General features: G+C 67.4%; 22 protein-coding genes. 7 read left to right on the forward strand and 15 right to left on the reverse strand.

The genetic code is table 11. The features are described 5' to 3' along the window. Window positions 1-13: 13 nt before the first annotated feature. Genes xseA through ATK74_RS09410 form a run of 3 tightly spaced genes read left to right on the forward strand, consistent with a single transcriptional unit; the run spans window position 14 to window position 1,976 of the window. Window positions 14-1,234 (forward strand): exodeoxyribonuclease VII large subunit, encoded by a 1,221-nt coding sequence (xseA, locus tag ATK74_RS09400; protein WP_098460785.1) that lies wholly within the window; start codon window positions 14-16, stop codon window positions 1,232-1,234. Further along, window positions 1,231-1,434 carry an exodeoxyribonuclease VII small subunit gene (locus ATK74_RS09405; RefSeq protein ID WP_098460786.1) on the forward strand — a complete coding sequence of 68 codons (204 nt, stop codon included), beginning with the start codon at window positions 1,231-1,233 and terminating at the stop codon, window positions 1,432-1,434. Before xseA ends, ATK74_RS09405 begins: the two co-directional genes overlap by 4 nt. Continuing rightward, window positions 1,434-1,976 carry an RBBP9/YdeN family alpha/beta hydrolase gene (locus ATK74_RS09410; RefSeq protein ID WP_098460787.1) on the forward strand — a complete coding sequence of 181 codons (543 nt, stop codon included), beginning with the start codon at window positions 1,434-1,436 and terminating at the stop codon, window positions 1,974-1,976. The genes ATK74_RS09405 and ATK74_RS09410 overlap by 1 nt, the downstream gene beginning before the upstream one ends. A gap of 428 nt (window positions 1,977-2,404) precedes the next feature. Here the strand turns inward: ATK74_RS09410 and ATK74_RS09415 are convergent, their stop codons facing one another. Then, complete coding sequence (locus ATK74_RS09415) at window positions 2,405-3,499, reverse strand: leucine-rich repeat domain-containing protein (protein ID WP_098460788.1); 1,095 nt, start codon at window positions 3,497-3,499, stop codon at window positions 2,405-2,407. A 160-nt stretch (window positions 3,500-3,659) separates the two neighbouring features. Further along, on the reverse strand, window positions 3,660-4,646 hold the full coding sequence (locus tag ATK74_RS09420; protein ID WP_098460789.1) for a DUF2804 domain-containing protein: 987 nt from the start codon (window positions 4,644-4,646) through the stop codon (window positions 3,660-3,662). A 178-nt stretch (window positions 4,647-4,824) separates the two neighbouring features. Here ATK74_RS09420 and ATK74_RS09425 point away from each other — a divergent pair, with 178 nt between their 5' ends. Continuing rightward, on the forward strand, window positions 4,825-5,496 hold the full coding sequence (locus tag ATK74_RS09425) for a spermidine synthase (RefSeq protein WP_098460790.1): 672 nt from the start codon (window positions 4,825-4,827) through the stop codon (window positions 5,494-5,496). Here the strand turns inward: ATK74_RS09425 and ATK74_RS09430 are convergent. The 8 genes from ATK74_RS09430 to ATK74_RS09465 all read right to left on the reverse strand — a co-directional run bounded on the left by ATK74_RS09430 (window position 5,493) and on the right by ATK74_RS09465 (window position 14,833). Further along, window positions 5,493-6,956, reverse strand: coding sequence for an NAD-dependent succinate-semialdehyde dehydrogenase (locus tag ATK74_RS09430; RefSeq protein WP_098460791.1), 1,464 nt, complete (start codon window positions 6,954-6,956; stop codon window positions 5,493-5,495). The two genes, ATK74_RS09425 and ATK74_RS09430, sit on opposite strands and share 4 nt — an antisense overlap. 66 nt (window positions 6,957-7,022) lie before the next feature. Further along, complete coding sequence (gabT, locus tag ATK74_RS09435; RefSeq protein WP_098460792.1) at window positions 7,023-8,357, reverse strand: 4-aminobutyrate--2-oxoglutarate transaminase; 1,335 nt, start codon at window positions 8,355-8,357, stop codon at window positions 7,023-7,025. Continuing rightward, window positions 8,354-9,598: a saccharopine dehydrogenase family protein gene (locus ATK74_RS09440; protein ID WP_098460793.1), complete on the reverse strand. Its 1,245-nt coding sequence runs from the start codon at window positions 9,596-9,598 to the stop codon at window positions 8,354-8,356. Before ATK74_RS09440 ends, gabT begins: the two co-directional genes overlap by 4 nt. Beyond that, window positions 9,598-10,389 carry an ABC transporter permease gene (locus ATK74_RS09445; protein WP_098460794.1) on the reverse strand — a complete coding sequence of 264 codons (792 nt, stop codon included), beginning with the start codon at window positions 10,387-10,389 and terminating at the stop codon, window positions 9,598-9,600. Before ATK74_RS09445 ends, ATK74_RS09440 begins: the two co-directional genes overlap by 1 nt. Then, window positions 10,389-11,300: an ABC transporter permease gene (locus ATK74_RS09450; protein ID WP_098460795.1), complete on the reverse strand. Its 912-nt coding sequence runs from the start codon at window positions 11,298-11,300 to the stop codon at window positions 10,389-10,391. Before ATK74_RS09450 ends, ATK74_RS09445 begins: the two co-directional genes overlap by 1 nt. Next, complete coding sequence (locus ATK74_RS09455) at window positions 11,300-12,397, reverse strand: ABC transporter ATP-binding protein (RefSeq protein WP_098460796.1); 1,098 nt, start codon at window positions 12,395-12,397, stop codon at window positions 11,300-11,302. The genes ATK74_RS09450 and ATK74_RS09455 overlap by 1 nt, the downstream gene beginning before the upstream one ends. Window position 12,398: 1 nt before the next feature. Continuing rightward, the gene (locus ATK74_RS09460) at window positions 12,399-13,589 is read right to left on the reverse strand and encodes a polyamine ABC transporter substrate-binding protein (protein ID WP_098460797.1); all 1,191 of its coding nucleotides are present in this window, start codon (window positions 13,587-13,589) and stop codon (window positions 12,399-12,401) included. Window positions 13,590-13,591: 2 nt separating this feature from the next. After that, window positions 13,592-14,833 (reverse strand): polyamine ABC transporter substrate-binding protein, encoded by a 1,242-nt coding sequence (locus tag ATK74_RS09465; protein ID WP_098460798.1) that lies wholly within the window; start codon window positions 14,831-14,833, stop codon window positions 13,592-13,594. Between the two features lie 140 nt (window positions 14,834-14,973). Between ATK74_RS09465 and ATK74_RS09470 the strand changes: the two genes are divergently transcribed. Then, window positions 14,974-15,465 carry an Lrp/AsnC family transcriptional regulator gene (locus ATK74_RS09470; protein ID WP_281255395.1) on the forward strand — a complete coding sequence of 164 codons (492 nt, stop codon included), beginning with the start codon at window positions 14,974-14,976 and terminating at the stop codon, window positions 15,463-15,465. After that, window positions 15,462-16,883: an aspartate aminotransferase family protein gene (locus tag ATK74_RS09475; RefSeq protein ID WP_098460800.1), complete on the forward strand. Its 1,422-nt coding sequence runs from the start codon at window positions 15,462-15,464 to the stop codon at window positions 16,881-16,883. Before ATK74_RS09470 ends, ATK74_RS09475 begins: the two co-directional genes overlap by 4 nt. A gap of 41 nt (window positions 16,884-16,924) precedes the next feature. On the opposite strand, the gene ATK74_RS09480 is transcribed toward ATK74_RS09475, so the two are convergent. The 3 genes from ATK74_RS09480 to ATK74_RS09490 all read right to left on the reverse strand — a co-directional run bounded on the left by ATK74_RS09480 (window position 16,925) and on the right by ATK74_RS09490 (window position 19,871). Then, on the reverse strand, window positions 16,925-17,431 hold the full coding sequence (locus ATK74_RS09480) for a hypothetical protein (protein WP_098460801.1): 507 nt from the start codon (window positions 17,429-17,431) through the stop codon (window positions 16,925-16,927). 38 nt (window positions 17,432-17,469) lie between these two features. Then, the gene (phoH2, locus tag ATK74_RS09485; protein ID WP_098460802.1) at window positions 17,470-18,810 is read right to left on the reverse strand and encodes an RNA 5'-3' helicase PhoH2; all 1,341 of its coding nucleotides are present in this window, start codon (window positions 18,808-18,810) and stop codon (window positions 17,470-17,472) included. A 251-nt stretch (window positions 18,811-19,061) separates the two neighbouring features. Beyond that, window positions 19,062-19,871 (reverse strand): isoprenyl transferase, encoded by an 810-nt coding sequence (locus ATK74_RS09490; protein WP_098460803.1) that lies wholly within the window; start codon window positions 19,869-19,871, stop codon window positions 19,062-19,064. A 136-nt stretch (window positions 19,872-20,007) separates the two neighbouring features. Here ATK74_RS09490 and trhA point away from each other — a divergent pair, with 136 nt between their 5' ends. Further along, window positions 20,008-20,682: a PAQR family membrane homeostasis protein TrhA gene (trhA, locus tag ATK74_RS09495; RefSeq protein ID WP_098460804.1), complete on the forward strand. Its 675-nt coding sequence runs from the start codon at window positions 20,008-20,010 to the stop codon at window positions 20,680-20,682. Window positions 20,683-20,728: 46 nt separating this feature from the next. On the opposite strand, the gene ATK74_RS09500 is transcribed toward trhA, so the two are convergent. Both ATK74_RS09500 and mca read right to left on the reverse strand, forming a co-directional pair. After that, window positions 20,729-22,756, reverse strand: a complete 2,028-nt coding sequence (locus ATK74_RS09500) for a thioredoxin domain-containing protein (RefSeq protein WP_098460805.1) — start codon at window positions 22,754-22,756, stop codon at window positions 20,729-20,731. 99 nt (window positions 22,757-22,855) lie between these two features. Further along, complete coding sequence (gene mca / locus ATK74_RS09505; protein WP_211283331.1) at window positions 22,856-23,716, reverse strand: mycothiol conjugate amidase Mca; 861 nt, start codon at window positions 23,714-23,716, stop codon at window positions 22,856-22,858. Between the last annotated feature and the right edge of the window lie 64 nt (window positions 23,717-23,780).

Here is a 23,780-nt window from a genome sequence, read left to right on the forward strand (position 1 = left end):
CTAGCGTGGCCCCATGCCGTTGCCCAGCAGCCCCGAACAGCCGCAGCCATTGCGGGTGGTGCTGCAGGCCACCAAGGACTGGGTCGAGCGACTCAACCCGATCTGGGTGGAGGGCCAGCTGATCGAGATCAAGCGACGTACCGGCCCCACCCAGTTCCTGACAATGCGGGACACGCTTGGCGAGTTCTCGGTGACGGTCTCGACCAGCCAGGTGGTGCTGGACGCGGCCGGCCCGCTCACCGAGGGCACCGTGGTCGCCGCCCTGATCAAGCCGACGATCTGGACGAAGTCGGGCAGCCTCACCTTCCAGTGCAGCGAGCTGCGTCCGTCCGGCGAGGGACGCCTGCTGGCCGCCATCGAGCAGCGCAAGCGGATGCTCCAGGCCGAAGGGCTGTTCGACCCGGCTCGCAAGCGCCGGCTGCCGTTCCTGCCCCGCCGAATCGGGCTGATCACCGGGGCCGGCAGCGCGGCCGAGCGAGACGTCCTGGAGAACGTCCGACGCCGCTGGCCGGCCGCCGTCATCGAGGTCCGGCACAGCCTGGTCCAGGGCCAGGCAGCGGTCGAGCAGCTCATCGATGCGTTGCGCGGCCTGGAGGCCGCCCCCGAGGTGGATGTCATCATCATCGCCCGCGGCGGTGGCTCGCTGGAGGACCTGCTGCCGTTCAGCGACGAGGGCCTGGTTCGGGCCGTCTTCGCGTGCCGGACGCCGGTGGTCAGCGCGATCGGCCACGAGACCGACACTCCGATTCTCGATCTGGTCGCCGACCTGCGAGCGTCGACCCCCACCGATGCGGCCAAGCGGGTGGTGCCGGATGCGGCCGCGGAGTCGGAGAAGCTGGCCGCGGCGCGTCGGCAGTTGGAGCTGGCCATCGGCAACCGGATCCACAACGAGCTGCGCCGGCTGGACGAGCTACGCAGCCGTCCGGTGTTGCGCGACCCGACTGCCGCACTGGCCGGCCACTACGAGCGGCTCGGCCAGACCCGGGAGCGACTGGGCCGGGCGATCGCCGCTCGGGTGCGCGAGGAGTCGCTCGGGCTCACCCACACCATCGACCGGATCCGCGGGCTCTCCCCACGGGCCACCCTGCAGCGCGGCTATGCGATCCTCGCCGACGCCGACGGCACCACCATCGACCGGGTCGCCGCGGCCCGCGCCGGCCAAGAACTCAGCGCCCGGTTGGCCGACGGCCGCCTGGACCTCACCGTCACCGAACTGCATCAGGAGCAGCCATGAGCAAGCCAGCCCCACCCAGCTATGAAGAGGCCCGCGATCAGCTGGTCGAGATCCTGCACAAGCTGGAGTCCGGCGCGGTGCCGTTGAGCGAGTCGATGGCCTTGTGGGAGCGCGGCGAAGAGCTGGCGGCCATCTGCCAGAACTGGCTGGACGGCGCCAAAGCCAAGATCGAGGCGGCCCGGCCGAAGGCCGACAGCTGATGCGGTTCGTCATAGCCCCCGGTTATCTCGACTCCGACGAGGGCCACTGGCAGACCTTGTGGCAGCGCGAGTGGGGAGCTCAGGCCGTCCGCACCGCACCGAGCTCGTGGGACGAGCCGGAGTTCGAGGACTGGCAGGCTGCTCTGGATGCGGCCATCGAGCCCGGCTCGGTGATCGTCGCGCACAGCCTGGGTTGTCTGGCCACCCTGGCCTGGCTGGACCGCCATCCCGGAGTCGCCGCGGGCGCTTTCCTGGTGGCCGTCCCGGACGCCGGACGCCCGGATTTCCCCGAGACGAGTCGCGGCTTTGCTCGTCCGACCACACCGGTGGCCGACCCGGTGCTGATGGTCGGTTCGACCGACGACCCCTACGCCGACTGGCCGTTCACCCAACAGACCGCTGCACTGCTGGGCGTCCGCCTGGTCGAGGTTCGCGGCGGTGGCCACCTCAGCACGGCATCGGGACGCGGACCCTGGCACGAGGGACGCGCCCTCCTCGACGAGTTCGTCACCGGCCTGTCGCTCACCGAACCGCACCCCTAGCGAACCCGCCGACTTTGTTCCCGATCACTTCCGCACCTCATCGCTTGGATCCGGTGAAGGCCGCCGACAGCGCGCCGACCGCCAATGTTGTCGTTATCAGACCGGTGCCGGCGGCGTAGTCAGACTCAACCGCCGATGTTGTCGTTTTCGGGCCCGCAAACCCGACTCATAACGACAAAGTCGGCGGTCGCGCACACGAGGTCGAGTTCAACCCGCCTGATAACAGCAAGATCGGCGGTCACCGCCACCCTCACCCCCTCATCAGAGTCGGCAGGGGCGAGAACGTCGGACGGGTGGAGTCGCAACCCGCGGACGGCTCCGCTCCCGCACCCCCGAGCCAGGCCAAACGTGAAGGGGACGGCACCGCGCTGGCTTGTTGAGCCAGCGGGGAACCGTCCCCGTTCGTGTTTCGGAGTGACCCGCGATGCCTAGAGCCCGGCGATGACCCCGGCATTCAGAGTGATCACCCGGGTGGTGTAGCCGCCCAGAGCTCCGGAGACCTTCACGCTGACCTTCTTCTTCACATCAGCAGCGGTGAGGGTGTAGCTGGCGCTCTTGGCACCCTTGACGGCCTTGCCGGCGCGGTACCACTGGTAGCTGAGCGCGACCGAGTTCGGCGACCAATCGGCGGCGCTGGTGGCTACCGTCATCACCTGGCCGACCTGCGCCTTGCCGTTCAGCGTCACCTTGCCGGCGACGATCGTCCCCGCCTTGACCTTGCCGGTGGCCTTGGACGTGACCGTGGCGGTCTTGTACTCGTTCTGCTTGCCGGTGACCTTAACCGTCATCTTCTTGCCGAGGTCGGACTTGGTGAGGGTGTAGGTCTGCGCGGTGGCACCGGAGATCGCCTTGCCCGAGCGGAACCACTGGTAGCTCAGGACGGCCGTCGACGGCTTCCAGGTGCCCGGCTTGGCGGTCAGCGTCTTGCCGACCGCGACGGTGCCGGTGATCTTCGGCGTGGGCGCCGAGAAACTCTTGATCGTGTAGGCAGTCACGGTGAAGTAGATGTCGAAGTCGTAGTCCTGCGCGCCGGCGATGATGGCGTACTGGCCGGCCTTGTCGGCCTTGAACAACCACGGCACCTTGCGGGTCAGGCCCTTGGTCCACTTCGCACCAAAGACATCGCCGTCGAACCAGGGATTGATCGGCAGGTCGTTGTAGGTGCCGACCTTGATCCGCCAGTCGACCTCTTGCCCGCTGGCGGCCAGCCCGCTGAGCGGCAGAGAATCGATCTGCTCGAGAGCAGCGAGGTCGGTCACCTTGTTGCCCGAGATGTCGAGGGACGTCAACCCGGTCAACGCCTCGATCCCGGTGAGATCAGCAATGCCCTTGTCCTTGCAGTCCAACGACGTGATGGCCGCAAGGTCGGACGAGTCGAAGCTGGTCGTCCCCGGATCCAGGCTCAGGTGCTGAGCGACACAGGTAGCGAGCTTGGCGTCGGCGAACTGCACGGACGCGGCCTGCGCCGCGGTCGGCGCAGCAACGCTGAGACCTGCGGTCAGGACGACCGAAAGCAGCGCCACGATGCCAGCGCGCAGTGGACGCCGTTGTCCATTCTCGCGGGCATTTCCGTTGACTTTTCTAGCAAATGGCTGGTTCATATGTATAGCCTCCCGCAGGGAGTCTAGGGCCACCCACAGGCATGCCACAGCATCCGAGGAAAGGCGTCCATCAACTGGCCGGTCACCAGCGGTTATGGACGTCCTCCGCCCAGCCGTAGATGCCCTCGAAGGAGACCCCGGCATACTGCCCGGACCAGTACCCGAAGCACTGGTCGGTGCGCGAGGAAATGACGCCGAGATTGCTCACGGCAGTGCGGTCGAAATCCGGAGTGAAGGTGGCGTCCAGGTCCCCGCCGATCACTCGCCAGGGACGCCGCCAGTCGGCCAGGTCATAGCGCCAGTCCAGTTCCTCGGAGATCTTGTGCAGTCGCCCGCCGAGCAGAATGCCGTTCTCGGTGGAGCCGCTGCCGACCGTCCACTTGCCACCGACCTGGATGCCGAACACCTGACCGTCCACCCGCCCCGACCCGGCACCCCAGTTCCAATGGACGTCATAGGGCCAGCGACCGCGTCCATGGTCGAGCACGGCCCAGGACTCGCCGGCCGGCACCGGATGAGTGGTCCCGTCGATCACCAGCGAGCCGGACACCGGCTGCGCGACATCCTTGACCGTGTACTGGAAGCGGCGTCGCGACCACGGGACGACCACAGCCAGGCAATCCTGGTCGGCCGGACGACTGACCAGAACGTCGAAGGAGACCCGGTCCGCCCGTGCCTGGAGCCGAACCCCGCCCGCCTCGGGCGTGATGTCGATGGCCAACCCCTGGGCCCGCGCGGACGCCGCCGCGTCGCCCAGGTTGGCCGGCAGCACCGCTCCACGGGCCGGCAGTACCGTGGCGGCCTTGCCCCAAGTCTGCTCAGTGGCCCGATCGAACACCCAGATCTCATGGACGGCGGCGTAGTCGATCGACGACACCGTGGCGGCCAGCACATGCGTGGAAGTGACCACGTTCCAGTACTCCCAGCGCTTGTTGCGCGGCCAACCGCGGCGGCCGTCGATCCCCGAGGTGTCCACCAGCGGACGCCGCGCCCAGCCCACCGCGTCCGGGTTGAGTGAGCCGTCGGGAAGAGTCAGGCTCACCGAGGTGAGGAGTTCGCGTTCAGCCATGGCTCATTGTCACCCGGGGGTGGCGGCCCCGTCCGCGAAACGCCGCAGACCCCACAACCCCGCGCCGACCAGGGATGATCCCTCCCCGATCGACGAGTCGCACGGCCAGGACGAGCGAACGGCCGGAGCGTCCGCGGCGTGAGCCCGCCCGCAGTCGGCCGCATGCAACGATGGGCGGGTGAGCAGGCCGGAGTTGATCGCGCGGGCACATACCCCGCTGGGCGACGTGGTTCTGCGCCGCCGCGATGAGGACACCGGGCCGGTGGACGAACTGGTGGTCAATGGGGTGTTCGCCATGGACTCCTTCGAGGTCGCCTCAGAACTCGCCCTGGCCGACGCGGCGTCCGCCGCTGAGGGCAGCGCACCCGGACGAGTGCTGGTCGGCGGCCTGGGTCTGGGCTATACGGCGGCCCGGCTGCTCGATAACGGCGCCGCAGCGGTGCGCGTCGTCGAGCTGGCCGCACCGCTGGTCGAATGGGCACTGGCCCGGATCACACCGCAGTTGGGCCGGGTGGCCGACGATCCCCGCACCGAGCTGGTGGTCGATGACATCGTGAACGTCATCGAGGCCGATCCCGGCTCCTGGGAAGCGATCCTGCTCGACGTCGACAACGGCCCCAGCTTCCTGATCCACGACGAGAACGCCCGGGTCTACTCCACCGACTTCCTGGCCACTTGCCTGAGCAGGCTCACCCCCGGCGGACGGCTGGTGATCTGGTGCGAGCAGGCCAGCCCGGACCTCGAGATCACCCTGCGCCGGCTCACCGGACAGGTCGAGCTCATTCTGGTTCCGGTCAGCCGCGAGGGCCGCAGCTTCGACTACGCCCTGTACCGGGCGGTTCCGAGCTAGACCCCGGCGAAGGGGTCGGCGATCCCGATGTACACGGTCTCGAGGTACTCCTCGATGCCCTCCGCACTCCCCTCGCGGCCCAGACCGGACTGCTTGACCCCGCCGAAGGGCGCGGCCGGGTTCGAGATCACCCCGGCGTTCACCGCGAGCATGCCGGTCTCGATCCGCTCCGACAGCCGCAGCGCCCGAGACAGGTCCGTGGTGTAGAGGTAGGAGATCAACCCGAACGGAGTGCTATTGGCCACGGCCACCGCGTCGTCCTCGGAGTCGAAGGTGGCGATCGGCACCACCGGGCCGAAGATCTCCTCGGTGAGCACCCGAGCCTGACGCGGGACGTCCACCAGCACCGTCGGCTCGAAGAAGTAACCAGGCCCGTCCACCCGATGGCCGCCGACCAGCAGCCGTCCGCCGAGTTCCTGCGCCTCGCTGACCAGGCCACCGATCCGGCCGAGCGCGTCGCTGTCGATGACCGGGCCGAGCCCGACCCCCGCCTCGACACCCGGCCCGACCTTGACGGCGGCGACCTTGGCCGACAGCTTGGCCGCGAACTCCTCGGCGATCGGCGACTCGACATAGATTCGATTGGCCGCGGTGCAGGCTTGGCCGCCATTGCGGAGCTTGGCCGCGAAAGCGCCCTCGACAGCCGCGTCCAGGTCGGCATCGGCGAAGACCAGGAAGGGTGCGTTGCCGCCGAGTTCCATCGACGTCCGCAGGACGTTGCTCGCCGCCTGCCGCAGCAGCGCCTGACCCACCTCGGTGGAACCGGTGAAGGACAGCTTGCGCAGCCGCGGATCGGCGAACAGCGGGGCCGTGGTGGCTCCGGAGTGGGCGGTCGGGATGACGTTGATCACTCCGTCCGGGACGCCGACCTCCTGCATCACCTTGGCAAACAGCAAGGTGGTCAGCGGGGTGAGCGCGGCCGGCTTGACCACCACGGTGCAGCCGGCGGCCAGCGCCGGCGCCACCTTGCGGGTGGCCATGGCCAGCGGGAAGTTCCACGGCGTGATCAGCAGGCACGGCCCGACCGGACGCTTGGAGACCAGGATCCGGTTGGCCCCGTCCGGCGCGATCGAGTAGCGGCCGTAGATCCGCGGCGTCTCCTCGGAGAACCAGCGCAGGAACTCCGCACCGTAGGCCACCTCACCGCGGGACTCGGCCAGCGGCTTGCCCATCTCCAAGGTCATCAGCAGCGCGAAGTCGTCGGCGCGGGCGGTCACCGCCTCGAAGCCGGCCCGGAGCAGCTCGGCGCGGCGCCGTGGCGGCGTCCGCGACCAGGACTCCTGGGCGGCGACGGCCGCGTCCAGAGCAGCCACCGCGTCCTGGGGGGTGGCTGATGCCACTTCGGCCAGGGTGGACGCCGTGGCCGGGTTCTGTACGACGAAACGCTCAGCCGAGCTGCCGTCGCGCCACACTCCCCCGATGAAGAGCTCAGTGGGGACGCCTGCAGGAAGTTGCGTCATCGCGGTCCTCTCTTGATCGTCGTCCGGGCAGCGCCAGCCGCCCGGACGTCACGAGATCAGTCTTGCTCAGCCGAGCACTTCGGCGAAGGCCTCGGCCAGGACGTCCATGGCGTCCTCGATCAGTGAGATGTCACTGACCAGCGGCGGCAGCATCCGGATCACATTGCCGAAACTGCCACAGCTGAGCATCGCCACTCCGCGGCGGATGCAGGCCGCCACCACTGCCTTGGTCAGGGCAGCGTCGGGAGCCTTCGAACCGTCCGGAACGATGATCTCGATGGCCATCATGGCGCCGCGGCCACGGACCTCACCGATCTGTGGGAACTGCGTCGCCAAGGCGGTCAGCCGAGCCGACAGCACTTCGCCGATCCGGCGCGCCTTACCCGGCAGATCCTCGGCCTCCATGGTTTCGATGGCAGCCAACGCGGCCGCACACGACAGGGGGTTTCCACCGAAGGTGCCACCCAGGCCACCGGGGACGGGTGCGTTCATGATCTCGGCCCGTCCGGTCACTGCGGCGATCGGCAGCCCACCACCGAGCGCCTTGGCCGTGGTGATCAGGTCGGGGACGATCCCCTCGTGCTCGACGGCGAACCAGGCGCCGGTACGGCAGAAGCCGCTTTGCACCTCGTCGGCGATGAACACCACACCGTTGGCGTGGCACCACTCGACCAGCTTGGCCAGGAAGCCAGGTGCGGGGACGATGAAGCCACCCTCACCCTGGATCGGCTCCAACACCACGGCCGCGACGTGCTGCTCGCCCACCTGGATGTGCACCTGCCCGACGAAGTCGGCGAAGGCCTCCTCGGCGCAGTTCTCCGGACCGGTTGGCCAGCGATAGGGGTAGGCCATCCCGACTCGGTAGATCTCCGGCGCGAACGGGCCGAAGCCGTCCTTGTACGGCGACACCTTGGCGGTCATGGCCATGGTCAGGTTCGTCCGCCCGTGGTAGGCGTGGTCGAAGACCACCACGGCCTGCCGGCCGGTGTAGGCCCGGGCGATCTTCACGGCGTTCTCGACGGCCTCGGCACCGGAGTTGAGCAGCACCGAGCGCTTATCGAAGTCGCCGGGGGTGACCTCAGCGATCTTCTCGCACAGCTCGATGTAGTTCTCGTAAGGGTTCACCATGAAGCAGGTGTGCCCGAAGGACGCCGCCTGCTCGGTGACCGCGGCCACCACTCGCGGGTCGGAGTGGCCGACCGAGGTGACCCCGATTCCGGAGCCGAAGTCGATGATCTGATTGCCGTCGACGTCGAGCAGGATCGCCCCCTCGGCACCAGCCACGTAGATGTCGCTGCCCCCGCTCACCGCGGACGACACCGCAGCCACCCGGCGCTGTGCCAGGGACTTCGAGATCGGCCCGGGCAGTTCGGTGACCAGCTTGCGCTGTTGGGTGATCATCGGTCTTCCAGCCCCCACTTCGAGTCATAGCCGGCCGGGGCCGCCCCGGCGAGCAACTCCAAGAAAGGTACTGCGTCGAAGGACTCCGGACCGCGCACTCCAGCCCCTGACCAGACCCCGGTGGCCAGCAACTCCAGAGCCACCACCGGGTTGATGGCGGTCTGCCAGACCACGCACTGGGCGCCGTAATTCGCCATGGCCCACTCGTTGTCGACCACGTGGTAGAGGTAGGTGCGGCGCGGCTGGCCGTCCTTGCCGAGTCCGGTGACCCACAGTCCGGCGCAGGTCTTGCCGGTCATCCGCGGCCCGATGGTGGCCGGGTCGGGCAGCACAGCGGCCACCACATCGCGCGGAGAGACCTTCACGCCCTTCACCGACACCGGCTCGGTGCGATCCAGGCCCAGCGCGTGCAGAGTCTTCAGGACCCCGATGAACTCGTCACCGAGTCCGTACTTGAAGGTGACCCGCTTGGCGTCCACCCAGCGCGGCATCAGCAGCACTTCCTCGTGCTCGACGTTCACGCATTCGACCGGCCCGATCCCCTCGGGGAAGTCGAAGACCTCCGGCTCGCTGAACGGCGGCGTGGTGTACCAGCCGCGTCCGGCCTCGTGGATCACCGGCGGGTTCAGGCACTCCTCGATGGTGGTCCAGATCGAGAAGGACGGGGCGAAGATTTCCTCACCGTTGTCGTCACGGACGACCAGGTTGGCGCCGTCCCGGGTGCCCAGCTCGTCGATCTCGCTGAACAGGTGGTCAGCCGCGTAGCGGGCGAAGACGTCCGACAGGCCGGGCTCGACGCCGATCCCGACCAGGGCCAGCCGTCCGGCAGCCTCCCACTCGGAGGCCTTAGCGAACTGCTCGTCGCCGAGCTTCACCCCGACCTGGGCGTACGGCTCGGACGGGTGCGGGTGGGACAGGCTCATGGCCATGTCCAGGTAGTCGGCCCCGGCGGCGAAGGCGCCGTCGAAGATCGGCATCACGAACCGCGGATCGACCGCATTCAACACGTGAGTTGCCTGGTGTTCGAGGGCCAGTGCGGTCACCGAGGCGGGATCGGACGCGTCCACGAATGCAGCCCGGAAGCGTCCACCTCCCCCGGCGGCCTCTGCTGCGGCTACCGTCGCCTGCGCCTTTGCCAGGTCGTAGTCCGCAATCACCATCACCTCGAAGAAACTGCGTCGGGCGGCGATTCGGGCGACTGCGTCGCCCACTCCTCCGGCTCCGACAACGAGGACGCGCATCAGTCAGCCTTTCTCTTTCTCGCGCCAATTGCCTGGGCGATGCCGACGATGCCGACCGCGCCGAGGAACATGACGGTGCCGATCACGTTGATCTGCACCGGAGTGCCACGCTGTGCGGCACCCCAGACGAACATCGGGAAGGTCACCGTGGTGGCCCCGGCATTGAAGTTCGTCACGATGTAGTCGTCGAAGCTCAGCGCGAAGGCCAGCAGCGCGCCAGCCCCGATACCGGGCGCGACCAACGGGAAGGTGACCTTCCAGAAGGCCTGCGCGGGTGTGGCGTAGAGATCGGCGGCGGCCTGCTCCAGCGCGGGATCCAGTGAAGCCACTCGGGCCTTCACTGTGGTCACCACGAAGGACAGGGTGAACAGGATGTGAGCGATCAGGATGGTGGTCTGGCCGGACTCCATCCCCATAGCCACGAACAGGGTCAACAGTGAGGAACCCATCACCACCTCGGGGGTGGCCATCGGCAAGAAGACCAACAGGTTGGTAGCTGCCCGTCCACGGAACCGGTAGCGGCCCAGCGCAAAGGCGGCCATGGTGCCGATCACCGTCGAAGCCAGGGACGCCACCACGGCCACCCAGATGCTCAGACCGAGGGCCTCGCACATGCCCGGGCTGCCGCAGGGATCCAGCCAGGCGTCCAGCGAGAAGTGGTTCCACTCGTAGTTGTAGCGCCCGTTCGGCTTGTTGAAGGAGAAGATCACCACGACCAGGTTGGGCAACAGGATGTAGGCCATCACCAGCAGGCCGATGATCACCACGGCATTGCGACGAAGCCACGCCATCAGACCAGCTCCTCAGTTCCGGCGGCCCGCACATAGGCGCCGACCAGCACGACGATCGAGACCATCAGGATGAACGAGAGCGCCGCGGCGAGCGGATAATTGAGCACCCGCAGGAACTGGGAGTCGATCACCTGGCCGATCATCACGGTGTTGGTGTTGCCGAGCAGCTTGGAGTTGATGTAGTCGCCGGCTGCCGGGATGAACGTCAACAGCGTGCCGGAGACCACCCCGGGCAGCGACAGCGGCCAGATCACCTTCCAGAACTTGTTCCAGCCGTTGGCATACAGATCACCGGCGGCGTCCACCAGGCGCAGGTCCAGCCGCTCGATCGAGGTGTACAGCGGCAGCACCATGAACGGCAGGAAGTTGTAGATCAGACCCGAGATCACTGCGAACGGTGAGCCCATCAGCGAGTCGTTGGCGGTCAGGCCCAGCCACTGCAGCACCTGGGTGAGCCCGGTAGCCCGGAAGAACCCGGCCACCCAGCCCTGATCGGTGAGGATGATCTGCCAAGCCAAGGTGCGGATCAGGAAGTTGGTGAAGAACGGGGCCACCACCAACACCAGCAGCGTGGTCTTGAGCGGCCCGGAGCGGTGCGCGATGAACCAGGCCAGCGGGTAGCCGAGGATCAGCGTGCCGAGGGTGGCGATCGCGGCGTAGCTGAACGACCTGGCGAACTGCGGCCAGTAGCGGCTCAGCGCATCGGAGTAGTTCTGGAAGTGCCAAGTCAGGACGAAGCCGTTGTCGATGTCGCCGGTCTGCAGCGACTGGGAGGCCAGCGAGATCGTCGGAATGACGAAGAACACGATCAGCCACAACAGGGCCGGCGCGAGCAGGATCAGCGGGGTGGCGAAGCCCCGCCGGGCCTTGGCCGGACGCCGGGCGCCCCGGCTCGGAACCGCGAAGGCCATCAGTCGGCCCCCACCACGAAGGAGTGGTGGGGATCCCAGCCCAGGGTCACCTGCTCCCCCAGCTTGGCTCGGTTCGAGCCATCATTCGGCTGAGTGACCGTGATCTCCTGTTCCCAGGGCATCCGGACCAGATAGGTGGTGGCCACCCCGGTGAAGGACACGTCGCTGACGATGCCGTCCATTCGGTTGACCAGGGTCCGGTCGTTGCTGGAGACCAGTCGCAGCTTCTCCGGACGAATGCCGAGCTGCAGTCCCGTCAGCCTCCCGGACGGCAGCTGATCGGGCCGAACCAGGAAGGTGTGCCCGTGCGCGACCGCCTTGACCAGGCCGCCGGTCTGCCCGTCCAGGTCGAACGGCAGCAGGTTGGACTGACCCAGGAAGTTGGCCACGAAAGGCGTTGCCGGACGGTCGTAGAGGTCGCTGGGGGCACCCAGCTGCTCGATGCTGCCGGCCCGCATCACCGCGATCGTGTCGGCCATGGTCATGGCCTCCTCCTGATCGTGGGTGACGTGGATGAAGGTGATGCCCACCTCGGACTGGATCCGCTTCAGCTCGATCTGCATCTCGCGGCGCAGTTGCAGGTCCAGGGCACCCAGCGGCTCGTCCAGCAGCAGGATCTCCGGCTCGTTGACGATCGCCCGGGCCAGCGCCACCCGCTGCTGCATGCCGCCGGACAACTGCCGCGGCTTCTGCTTGGCCCGGTCGGCGAGCTTCACCAGCTCGAGGGCGGCCATGGCCTTGGGCTTCCAGTTGGCCACCTTCAGCTGACGCAGTCCGAAGCCGACGTTGTCGACGATGTTCAGGTGCGGGAACAGCGCGTAGCTCTGGAAGACCGTGTTCACCCGGCGCTGGTGAGCCCGGGTGTTGGTGATGTCGTTGGGCCCCAGGAAGATCCGGCCGGAGGTCGGCGTCTCCAGGCCGGCCACCATCCGCAGCGTGGTGGTCTTGCCACAGCCGGACGGGCCGAGCAGAGCGAAGAACGAGCCGGGCGGGACGTCCAAGTCGATTCCGTCGACGGCGACGAAGTCGTCATAGGTGCGGACCAGGTCCACCAACCGGAGCTCGCCGGAGGCCTTGCGGGTTGCGGTCTCGGTCATGTCAGCCTGCCACCAAGGTCTGGAACTGCTGGTTGAAGGACGTCTCCTCGGCTGCGCTGAGCGAGCGGAAGATCTGGCCGCGGGCCAATGTCTCCTGGCTGGGGAAGATCAGCTCGTTCTTGGTCAGCTCTGGATCGGTCTTGGCCAGAACGTCCTTCACACCGAGCACTGGTCCGACGTAGTTGATGTAGGCAACCACCTGCGCCATCACCTCCGGGTCGTAGTAGTAGTTGATGAGCTCTTCTGCGTTCTTCTTGTGCTGGGCCATGGCCGGGATGACCAGGCAGTCCGACCCGACCGAGAAGCCCTTCTCCGGCAGGACGTAGCCCAGCTCCGGGTTGTCGGCCTTGAGCTGGACGATGTCGCCCGTCCAGGCCAGGCACGCCGCAGTGTCACCGGAGGCCAGCGGCTTTGTGTAGTCATTGCCGGTGAATCCCTTGATCTGGCCGGAGTCCTTGGCCGCCTGCAGCACCGCGATCGCGTCGGTGTACTGCTCGGCGGTGAACTTCGTGATGTCGACGCCCTGTTCGATCATCAGCTGGCCCACGGTGTCGCGCATCTCGGTGAGCAGGGTCACCTTGCCCTTCAGCGCCGGGTCGTGCAGCAGCTGATCCATGGTGGTGACCTTCTTGCCGCCGGTCGCCTTCGGGTTGTACGCGATCCCGGCGAAGGTGACCTGCCACGGCAATGAGTACACACAGCCCGGATCGAACTCCGGGTTGGCCAGGCTCGGGTCCAGGTTCTTGGCGTTGGGGATGCTGGCCTTGTCCAGCGGCTGCAGATAGCCCAGCCGGATCAACCGAGCCACCATCCAGTCGGTGCTCACCCAGACGTCACGACCGGTGTCCTTGCCAGCCTCCAACAGCGGACGAACCTTGGCGAAGAACTCGTCGTTGTCGTTGTAGTCCTCGTTGTAGTTGACCTTGATCCCAGTGGACTTGGTGAACGCGTCGATCGACGGACGCTTCCCGCCCTTACCGATGTCGATGTACTGCGGCCAGTTCGACCAGTTCACCACCTTGTCGGTCGCGGACAGGTCAGGCGCCGCCACTGCACTCTTGCTGGCGGATGCACTCGCGGACGGGTTGCGTCCGGCCACCCCGCACGCACTCAGGGCCGCAGCAGCTCCCAGACCTGCCGCGCCTGCCAACAGCTTTCGGCGCGACAGCCCATCACCGGCCGTCAAAGACATCGCTAGCCAGTGACCAGCGACTGGAACTGCCGGGTGAAGGTGGTCTCCTCTTCAGCGGTCAGTGAGCGGAACACCTGGCCGTTGGCCAGCGTCTCCGCGGTGGGGAAGATCAGCTCGTTCTTCGCCACGCTCGGATCGGACTTGGTCAGGATGTCCTTGATCCCGACCACGGGGCCGACGTAGTTGACGTACTCGACCACGGCCGCCATCACTTCGGGGTCGTAGTAGTAGTTGATCAGCTTCTCGGCGTTCTTCTTGTGCTGGGCCATGGCCGGGATCACGAAGTTGTCCGAGGACATCGTGAAGCCGGTGGTCGGCAGTGCGTAGCCCAGGGCCGGGTTGTCGGCCCGCAACTGCACCACATCGCCGGTCCAGGCCACGCAGGCTGCGGTGTCTCCGGAGGCCAGCGGCTTGGTGTACTCGTTTCCGGTGAAGCCCTTGATCTGGCCGGCGTCCTTGGCTGCCTGCAGCACGGCGATTGCATCGGCGAAGTCGGCGGCCGTGAAGCTGGCCAGCTTCTTTCCCTGCTCCATCATCACCAAGCCCACGGTGTCGCGCATCTCGGTCAACAAGGTGACCTTGCCCTTCAGCGCCGGGTCGTGCAGCAGCTGATCCATGGTGGTGATCTTCTTGCCGCCGGTCGCCTTCGGGTTGTACGCGATCCCGGCGAAGATGCTCTGCCAGGGCAGCGAGTAGACCCGGCCCGGATCGAACTCGACATTGGCCAGGGTCGGCTCGAGGTTGGCGGCGTTGGGGATGTTGGCCTTGTCCAGCGGCTGCAAGTAGCCCAGCCGGATCATCCGAGCCACCATCCAGTCGGTGCTCACCCAGACGTCGCGGCCGGTGTCCTTGCCGGCCTCCAACAGCGGACGAACCTTGGCGAAGAATTCGTCGTTGTCGTTGTAGTCCTCGTTGTAGTTGACCTTGATCCCGGTCTTCTTGGTGAACGCCGCGATGGTGGGATGGTCGTCGTTCTCACCGACGTCGATGTACTGCGGCCAGTTCGACCAGTTCACGATCTTGTCGGTGTCGGAGAGGTCGGTGGCCGCCAGCGGCGTCTTAGCCGGGCTGGGCGTTCCGTCGGCCGAACTGGCCCCACCGCTGGGCTTGCGACCCGGGGTGCCACAGGCGGCCAGCAGACCGGCCGCACCAAGGCCGGCCAGGCCACCGAGCACCGAGCGACGGGTCAGCGCGGAACGAGCCAGCGAGGCGGTCAGTGCACTGATCTCGCGTTCGTCGGACATGCGTGCTCCTCTTCTCAGACGCTCATTGATCAACAAGCTAAACCGACATTGTTTCGCCCCTGTTACCACGGATTTCGTAGATGTTGCACTTGCGATCTACGCAATCAGCAGGCAGTATCGACGACGTGTCAACCCCTCGAGTGGATCAAAACGGCCCGTCAGACGGTCTTTCGACGCGGTCAGGGAGTCTGATCGATCCGATCGGCAAGCGCATTATCGAACTCCTACAGACCGATGGCCGGATGCCGTACGTCAGCATTGCTGCCGAGGTGGGCCTGTCCGAAGGAGCGGTTCGGCAGCGCGTCCAGCGGATGATCGACGCCGGGGTGATCCAGATCGTCGCGGTCACCGACCCGCTGATGGTGGGCTTCGCCCGACAGGCTCTGATCGGGATCAAGACCCAAGGTGATGTGGGCCCGGTCGCCGACGCGATCTGCCAGATCCCGCAGGTGGACTACGTGGTCACCACAGCCGGCGGCCACGACCTTCTGGTCGAGGTGGTCTGCGAGGACGATGACGAGCTTCTCGAAGTGCTGATGAGCAAGATCCGCGCCCTGCCCGGGGTGACCAGCACCGAGACCTATGTGTATCTGAAACTCAACAAACAGCACTACGACTGGGGAACTAGATGACTGATGCCGATCCCGCCTATGCCTTCACTCGCAGCGGCGCGAAGCTGACCGACTCGGCGCGCGACCACCTGTGGGGACACTTCAGCCGGCACTCGGTCTACGAGCCGGCCGACGCAGGCGGAGGCGGAGCGGCAGTCCCGGTGATCGTGCGGGGCAAGGGACATCGGATCTGGGATTCGGCCGGACGGTCCTACATCGACGGGCTGGCCGGACTGTTCACCGTCCAGGTCGGTCACGGCCGGACGGAACTGGCCGAGGCGGCTGCCCGGCAGGCCGCTGAGCTGGCCTACTTCCCGCTGTGGAGCTACGCCCACCCGGCAGCCATCGAACTGGCCGAGCGGCTGGCCGACTACGCCCCCGCCGACCTGAACCGGGTCTTCTTCACCAGCGGTGGCGGCGAGGCCGTCGAGTCGGCGTGGAAGCTGGCCAAGCAGTACTTCAAGCTCACCGGCAAGCCGACCAAGACCAAGGTGATCTCTCGGGCCGTGGCCTACCACGGCACTCCGCAGGGCGCCTTGTCGATCACCGGCATCCCGGCGGCCAAGGCCATGTTCGAGCCGCTGGTTCCAGGTGCCTTCCGGGTGCCCAACACCGGGCTGTACCGGGCACCGGAGCAGTACCGCGACGACCCGTACGCCTTCGGTCAGTGGGCGGCCGACCGGATCGCCGAGATGATCGAGTTCGAGGGTCCCGACACGGTGGCCGCGGTCTTCCTGGAGCCGGTGCAGAACTCCGGTGGCTGCTTCCCACCGCCGCCGGGCTACTTCGAGCGGGTCCGACAGATCTGTGACGAGTACGACGTCCTGCTGGTCTCGGACGAGACCATCTGCGCGTTCGGCCGGATCGGCTCGATGTTCGCCTGCAATGACTACGGCTACGTCCCCGACATCATCACCTGCGCGAAGGGCATGAGCTCCGGCTACGCCCCGATCGGCGCCATGATCGCCTCGGACCGGCTGTTCGAGCCGTTCCGGCACGGCACCACCAGCTTCGCCCATGGCTACACCTTCGGCGGCCACCCGGTGTCGGCGGCCGTGGCCATGGCCAACCTCGACCTGATGGAGGCCGAGGGGCTCAACCAGCGGGTCCATGAGTTGGCCCCGAAGTTCCGCGCCGAGCTGGACGGCCTGCTCGACCTGCCGATCGTCGGCGACGTCCGCGGCGCCGGCTACTTCTACGGCATCGAGTTGGTGAAGGACAAGGCGACTCGGGAGACCTTCAACGAGGCCGAGTCAGAGCGGCTACTGCGCGGGTTCCTGTCCAAGGCGCTCTACGAGGCCGGGCTCTACTGCCGCGCGGACGATCGGGGCGACCCCGTCGTCCAGCTGGCTCCGCCGCTGACCATCGGGGAACCGGAGTTCGCCGAGATCACCGGCATCCTGCGCCAGGTGCTCACCGAGGCGTCCAACCTGCTCTGATCGGACGGAACGGGTCCCGGACTGCTCCGGGACCCGCGGGACTAGTCGTCCAAAGCCCGGCGCAGCGCCTCCAAGCGCCGCTCCAACGTGCTCAGCCGTGCGGCAAGTTCGGGGTTCGCATCCCCGGACGCATCGGCTGCCACGCCCGCGGCGGCTGGCGCCCGCCACGGCTTGGCGAACTTCAGGTACCCGATCGCGATCGTGACCAGGAGCGCGACCGCGACCACCACGAACCGCCAGATGCTCTGGTCGGAAGTGATGGTCATCCCGACCGCGTAGATCATGGTGAACACCCCGCCCAGCAACAGGCCGTTGGTGATCACGGCCTGGTGCGCCGGCAGGGCCAGCGAGATCACCAGGATCACAGTGGCCAGAATGAGCAGGATGATCCCGGTGATCAGCCGCCAGTTGCTGTAGACCGTCGCGCCGTAGTCACCGGTGTAGGCCGGCTCCGGGTAGAACGTGTTCACCCCGATCCCGACGAAGGCGACCACGACCAAGCCCAAGAAGAAAGCGAAGATGATCTGTAGTGCTCCGTTGCCCTTCATGGCCTGAGCCTAGCCCGCTGCCCGGCCGACCGAGCGACTCAGATCCCGACGTCCTCCAGCATCTCGGTGACCAGGGCAGCGATCGGTGAACGCTCCGAGCGGGTCAGCGTGACGTGGGCGAACAGCGGGTTGCCCTTCAGCCGCTCGACCACGGCCACCACGCCGTCATGCCGGCCGACCCGCAGGTTGTCCCGCTGAGCCACATCGTGGGTGAGCACCACCCGGGAGTTCTGGCCGATCCGGCTCAGCACGGTGAGCAGCACGTTGCGCTCCAGCGACTGGGCCTCGTCCACGATCACGAAGGCGTCGTGCAGCGAGCGTCCACGGATATGGGTCAGCGGCAGCACCTCGAGCATCTCCTGGGCCAGCACCTCGTCGATCACGTTCTTGCTGGTCACCGAGCCGAGGGTGTCGAAGACCGCCTGGCCCCAGGGCGACATCTTCTCGCCCTCGCTGCCGGGCAGGTAGCCGAGTTCCTGGCCGCCGACCGCATAAATCGGACGGAACACGATCACCTTGGAGTACTGGCGGCGCTCCAGGACGGCCTCCAGTCCCGCGCACAGCGCGAGCGCCGACTTGCCGGTGCCGGCCCGTCCACCCAGCGACACGATGCCGACATCGGGGTCCATCAGCAGGTCGAGGGCGACTCGCTGCTCGGCCGAGCGGCCGCGGATGCCGAACGCCTCCCGGTCCTTGATCAGCCGGACGGTGCCGTCGGTGGCCACCCGTCCCAGCGCGGACGAGCTGGCCCCGTGCAGGACCACCCCGGTATGGCACGGCAGGTCGACGGCCTCCGGGATCACCGCGCTGCCCTCGGCGTAGAGCTGGTCGACCGACTCCGACTTCACGTCCAGTTCAGCCATGCCGGTCCAGCCGGAGTCGGGAGTCAGCTCGTGGCGGTACTCCTCCGCGGCCAGGCCCACGGCCGAGGCCTTCACCCGCATCGGCAGGTCCTTGCTGACCAGCACCACGTCATTGCCTTCGGCCCGGTAGTTCAGGGCTACGGCCAGGATCCTGGAGTCGTTATCGCCGAGTCGGAAGCCGGCCGGCAGCACCTCGGGATCGGTGTGATTGAGCTCCACCCGCAGAGTGCCTTCGACCTCGTTCACCGGGATCGGGGCGTCCAGCCGTCCGTAGTGCACCCGAAGATCGTCCAGAGCGCGCAGGGCGGTCCGGGCGAAGTAGCCGAGTTCGGGGTGGTGCCGCTTGGCTTCGAGTTCGGTGATCACCACCACCGGGATCACGACCGAATGCTCGGCGAAGCGACGCAACGCATGGGGATCACTGAGCAGTACCGACGTGTCCAGCACATAGGTTTTCAACGCTTGCGCAGAAGACGCGTTGGCGGAAAACACGGTTCGGGTGCTCGTGCGCTGCATTGTCGGTACCTATCCGAGCCGGGCCTCACCCATCTCCGGCTCAACCAGTTGGTCAGCCGATGGGGCTCGGGCCGGGTGCAGGCCCGCGAGTCGAGCTCGGGAGAGCCGGACGGTGCATAGAGAGCCTCTCGACGCCCGGGAGGACCCCGAGCGCAGTTTCACGCTACGTCCGCCGTTTGCCTTGTCAGCGACGACACGCCGTCTGCGGGATGCTGCTAACCCGCCTGTAACCCGACGTTTGCTTGAGCCGCTCAGCGGCCGTAGCGCCGCTCACGCTGTGCGTAGGAGCGCAACGCCCGGACGAAGTCGACCTTGCGGAAGTCCGGCCACAGGGCCTCGCAGAAGTAGAACTCGCTGTGCGCGGATTGCCAGATCAGGAAGCCTGACATCCGCTGCTCACCGGAGGTGCGGATGATCAGGTCGGGGTCGGGCTGGCCGGCGGTGTACAGGTGCTCGGCAATGTGATCGATCTCGAGGCTCTTGGCCAGGTCGTTCAGGTCGGTGCCCTTGGCAGCCTCGCTGGCCAGCAACGAACGGACGGCGTCGCGCAACTCCTGGCGTCCGCCATAGGCGATGGCCACATTCACGTGGCAGCCCGGGTTGTTGGCGGTGGCCGCCTCGGCGGCGGCCAACCGAGTGGCCATCGCTTCTGGCAGCAACTGCGGGTCGCCGACGATCTGCACTCGGTAGTCACCGGCCGCTGCCAGGTCGTCCACCATGGCCTGGATCACTTCGAGCAGCGGCGCCACCTCGTCCTCGGCAGAGCGGCACAGGTTGTCGGTGGACAGCACCCACAAGGTGACCACCTCGATGCCGAGCTCAGAACACCAGCCGACGAACTCGATCAGCTTGTCAGCACCGGCTTGATAGCCGACCACCAGCGGACGATCGGGGGCGTTCATCCGAGCCCAGCGCCGGTTGCCGTCGGCAAGCACCGCGACGTGGCTGGGCAGCGCATCGCGATCCAGCTCAGCCAGCACCCTCTGCTCATAGACCGAGTAGAGAAGGTTCAGCGACTGCAACCGGTGTGCGACATCCCGGAAGCGCGAGCCCAGCGACATGCCTGCACCCTATCGCCGTCACCGGGCACATCGGCCACCCGGACTACACCGAGAAGCTGTGAATGGACCAGGCTTGAATGTGGCCGCGAAGTAACCTACGGTTGAGTAAGTTACTTCACCGTAGGTAGGGGCACAGATGATGGCAGAAACGGTCGCAACACCCACTCAGACCGCTCCCCTGCCCGCCAAGCCTCGGCTGCGCGGGTGGCTGCACGCGATCGCCACCCCGCTGTCGATCGTCGGCGGCGTGCTGCTGATGGTGTTCGCCCCCGACTCCGCCGGACGCCTCGGCGCCGCTGTCTGGATGGCCGGCGCCATCATCCTGTTCGGCAATAGTGCGGCCTATCACCTCGGCCACTGGTCGCCGGTGGTCACCGATGTTCTGCGCCGGATCGACCACGCGAACATCTTCATCTTCATCGCCGCCACCTACACCCCGCTGGCACTGGCCACCCTGCAACCCGCGGACGCCACCACGTTGCTGATCGTGGTCTGGTCGGTGGCCGTGGTCGGACTGCTGATTCAGGTCCTGTGGCCCACCTCGCCGCGCTGGCTGAACGTCGGCTGCTACCTGGGCATGGGCTGGGTGGCGGTCGGCTGGCTGCCCGCGCTGTGGGCCGGCGGCGGCCCGGTCGTCATCGGCCTGATCGGCCTGGGCGGGGTGTTCTACTCGATCGGCGCAGTGATCTACGGGCGCAAGTCACCCAACCCGTCGCCGACCTGGTTCGGCTTCCACGAGATCTTCCACGCACTGACCATCGCAGCCGCCATGTGCCACTTCGCGGCGATCACGATCGCCATCCTGACCTAACTCGCTGCCGGCTCCGGCCGAGCGGCCGGCCCGACACTCGCCCGGCTCAGTTCACCCGACTCCACAACGCGGTCCGCAGTTCGGCCAGGTCGGTGGTCGGCGCGAAGCAGGTCGTCCCCCGGCAGACGTAGACCGAGGACTCGGTGCGCTCCTCGAAGTGATGAGCGAACCCCTGGGTGCCGGCCGGCCCGGTGAGCACCGCGGTGCCGGCCGGAGCCATCCGCCAGGTGGCTCGAGCGAGTTCGTCCAGCGGATCGTCCCCGATCACCACGGCCACCGCCGGCTTCAGCCCGGTGCGGGCCTCGTCGGCGATCAGGGCATCGGTGAGCGCCGCTCCGGCGAACCGCGGCGCAGCCTGCAGCAGACCGCGCAGGGTCAGCGCCGCGCGATCGGCCAGTTCGATCAGCTCCGAATCATCGCGCAGGAGTCCGACCAGCCGTAGACCGGCGATCAGGGTGCTGGTCCCCGAGGGCGTGGGGTTGTCCGACAGGCTGCGCGGACGGGCCCACAGCTGCTCGGCGTCGGCGGCCGTGTCGTAGAAGCCGCCATCCTCGGCGCTGAACAACTCCACAGCGGTCGACACCAGGGTGTGCGCCCGCTCCAGCCAGACCGAGTTCCCGGTCGCCCCGGCCAGCCGGGCGAAGCCGGTAGCCACCGCGCCGTAGTCCTCGGCGAAGCCGGGGACGTCGCCGGCCTGCCCGTCCAGGCTGGAGCGACGCAGCCGGCCATCGATCCAGTGATCGCGCCACAGCGCCTCGGCGGCACCAGTGGCCAGCTCGAGCCAACTCGGCTCGTTGAACACGGTGGCCGCCCAGCACAGCGAGTCGATGGCCAAGCCGTTCCAGGCCGCCACCACCTTGTCGTCACGAGCCGGGGCATAGCGCTGGAACCGCTCGGCGAGCAGCTTCTCGGTGACCCCGGCCAGGCGTTCCGGATCGGGGTGGCCGCGCAACTGCAGCGTGGACAGGCCGTGCTCGAAGGTGCCGGTAGAGGTCACATGGAAGACCCCCGCCGCCCAGTCCCCATCCTCGGGGCCCAACACATCGGTGAGCAGCGCGGGGCTCCAGCAGTAGTAGATGCCCTCGTGGCGATTGCCGTGGGCGTCCAGGCTGTCGGCGTCCAGGGACGAGGCGAAGCCGCCGGACTCGGTGCGCAGCTCCCGGTCCAGCCAACCGACGATGCCGCGAACCACCCGCTCGTGCTGCCAACGCAGCGTCGGGTCGTGATCGGCAGTGCGCCGCCAGCCGCGGACGTAGGTGCCCAGCAGCAGAGCGTTGTCGTAGAGCATCTTCTCGAAGTGCGGCACCACCCAGGAGGCGTCCACGCTGTAGCGGGCGAAGCCGCCGCCGAGCTGGTCGTGGATCCCGCCGCGGGCCATGGCGTCCAGGCTGCGCTGGGCGGCATCCAGCGAGCCGGGCTCGCCCTTGACCAGCAGAGCGTCGATCAGCAGCGGTGCCGGGAACTTCGGCGCGGTCCCGAAGCCGCCGTTCAGCGGGTCGAAGTCGGCCGAGGCCGCGTCGAGGAGCTTCCACACGTCGAGGCGCCCGGGATCGGCCGGCATCGGCGCGAACGACTCGGCCAAGGCCGCGCTGATCGCGGACGCGCCCTGGGCGGCTTCGTCACGGCGGTGCGTCCAGGCATCGGAGATCGCGCTGACCACCTCGGCGAAGGACGGGGTCGCGCCGACTCGCTCCGGCGGGAAGTAGGTGCCGGCGAAGAAGGGCTCACCACTCGGGGTGGCGAAGACGGTCATCGGCCAACCACCGCTGCCGGTCAGCGACTGGGTGGCGGCCATGTACAGCGCGTCCAGATCCGGGCGCTCCTCGCGGTCCACCTTGATCGGGATGAAGTTCGGGTTGATCAGCTCGGCGATGGCCGGGTCGGAGAACGACTCGGCGGCCATCACATGGCACCAGTGACACGATGCGTAGCCGATCGAGATCAGCAGCGGACGACCGCTGCGCTCGGCCTCAGCGAGCGCCTCAGGACCCCACTGCCACCAGTCGATCGGGTTCTCGGCGTGCAGCCGCAGGTACGGGGACGATGCGTCGGCCAGGCGATTCACACAGCGCAGCTTAGGTCAGACCCCGCCGTGGACCGATATCGGGGACGGTTCCGTGACCGTCCACCCCTAGTCAGCGGGCTGCGCTACGAATTTCGGAACCGTCCCCACTTAGCGGAGGCCGGCGAAGAGGTCGTTCTCGGGGAGGCTGGTCGGGACGGTCGAAGCCACCAGCTGGTAGTCCTCGGTCGGCCAGACCTCGCGCTGCAGGTCCAGGGGCACCTCGAACCAGTCCCCGTCCGGATCGATCTGGGTGGCGTGAGCCAGCAGGGCCTGGTCGCGGACCTCGAAGTAGTCGGCGCACTCGATGAAGGTGGTCAGCCGGTCGGCCTCGCCGCGTCCGTCGTCCTCCATCCGGGACAGCCAGTCGGCATAGGGCCGCGGACGCCCGGAGGCGTGCATGGCGTTGTCCAGGGCGGCCAGCCGGGCCCGGTTCAGCGAGATGTCGTAGTAGACCTTGGCCACCTGCCAGGGCTCCCCATGCTCGGGCCAGGCGGACGGATCCGCGGCCGCCTTCACCGCGGCCATCGAGATCTTGTGGCACATGATGTGGTCGGGATGCGGGTAGCCGCCATGCTCGTCATAGGTGGTCAGCACCTGCGGACGGAACTCGCGGATCACCTTCACCAGCGGTCCGGCGGCGTGATCGACGTGCTGGGCAGCGAAGCTGTTCGGCGCCACCTCAGGACCCATGCCCGAGTCAGTGAAACCCAGCCACACCTGTTCGATGCCCAGGATCCGCGCGGCCTCGGCCATCTCGGCCCGGCGCAACTCCGGCAGGTTCGCCCAGTTCTCCGGAGTATCCATCTTCGGGTTCAGGATCGAACCGGCCTCGCCACCGGTGCAGGTGGCCACCATCACTCGGACGCCCTCGGCGACATAGCGCGCCGTGGTGGCCGCGCCCTTGCTCGACTCATCGTCGGGATGGGCGTGGACGTGCAGCAGGCGAAGTCCGTCCGATTGCGCTGACATGGGCCCCATTGTGGTTCAGGAAAGCAGCCGAGGCCCAGTCCGCCCCCAAGGATTGCCCAGCGAG

Source organism: Propionicimonas paludicola (assembly GCF_002563675.1).
GTDB lineage: Bacteria > Actinomycetota > Actinomycetes > Propionibacteriales > Propionibacteriaceae > Propionicimonas > Propionicimonas paludicola.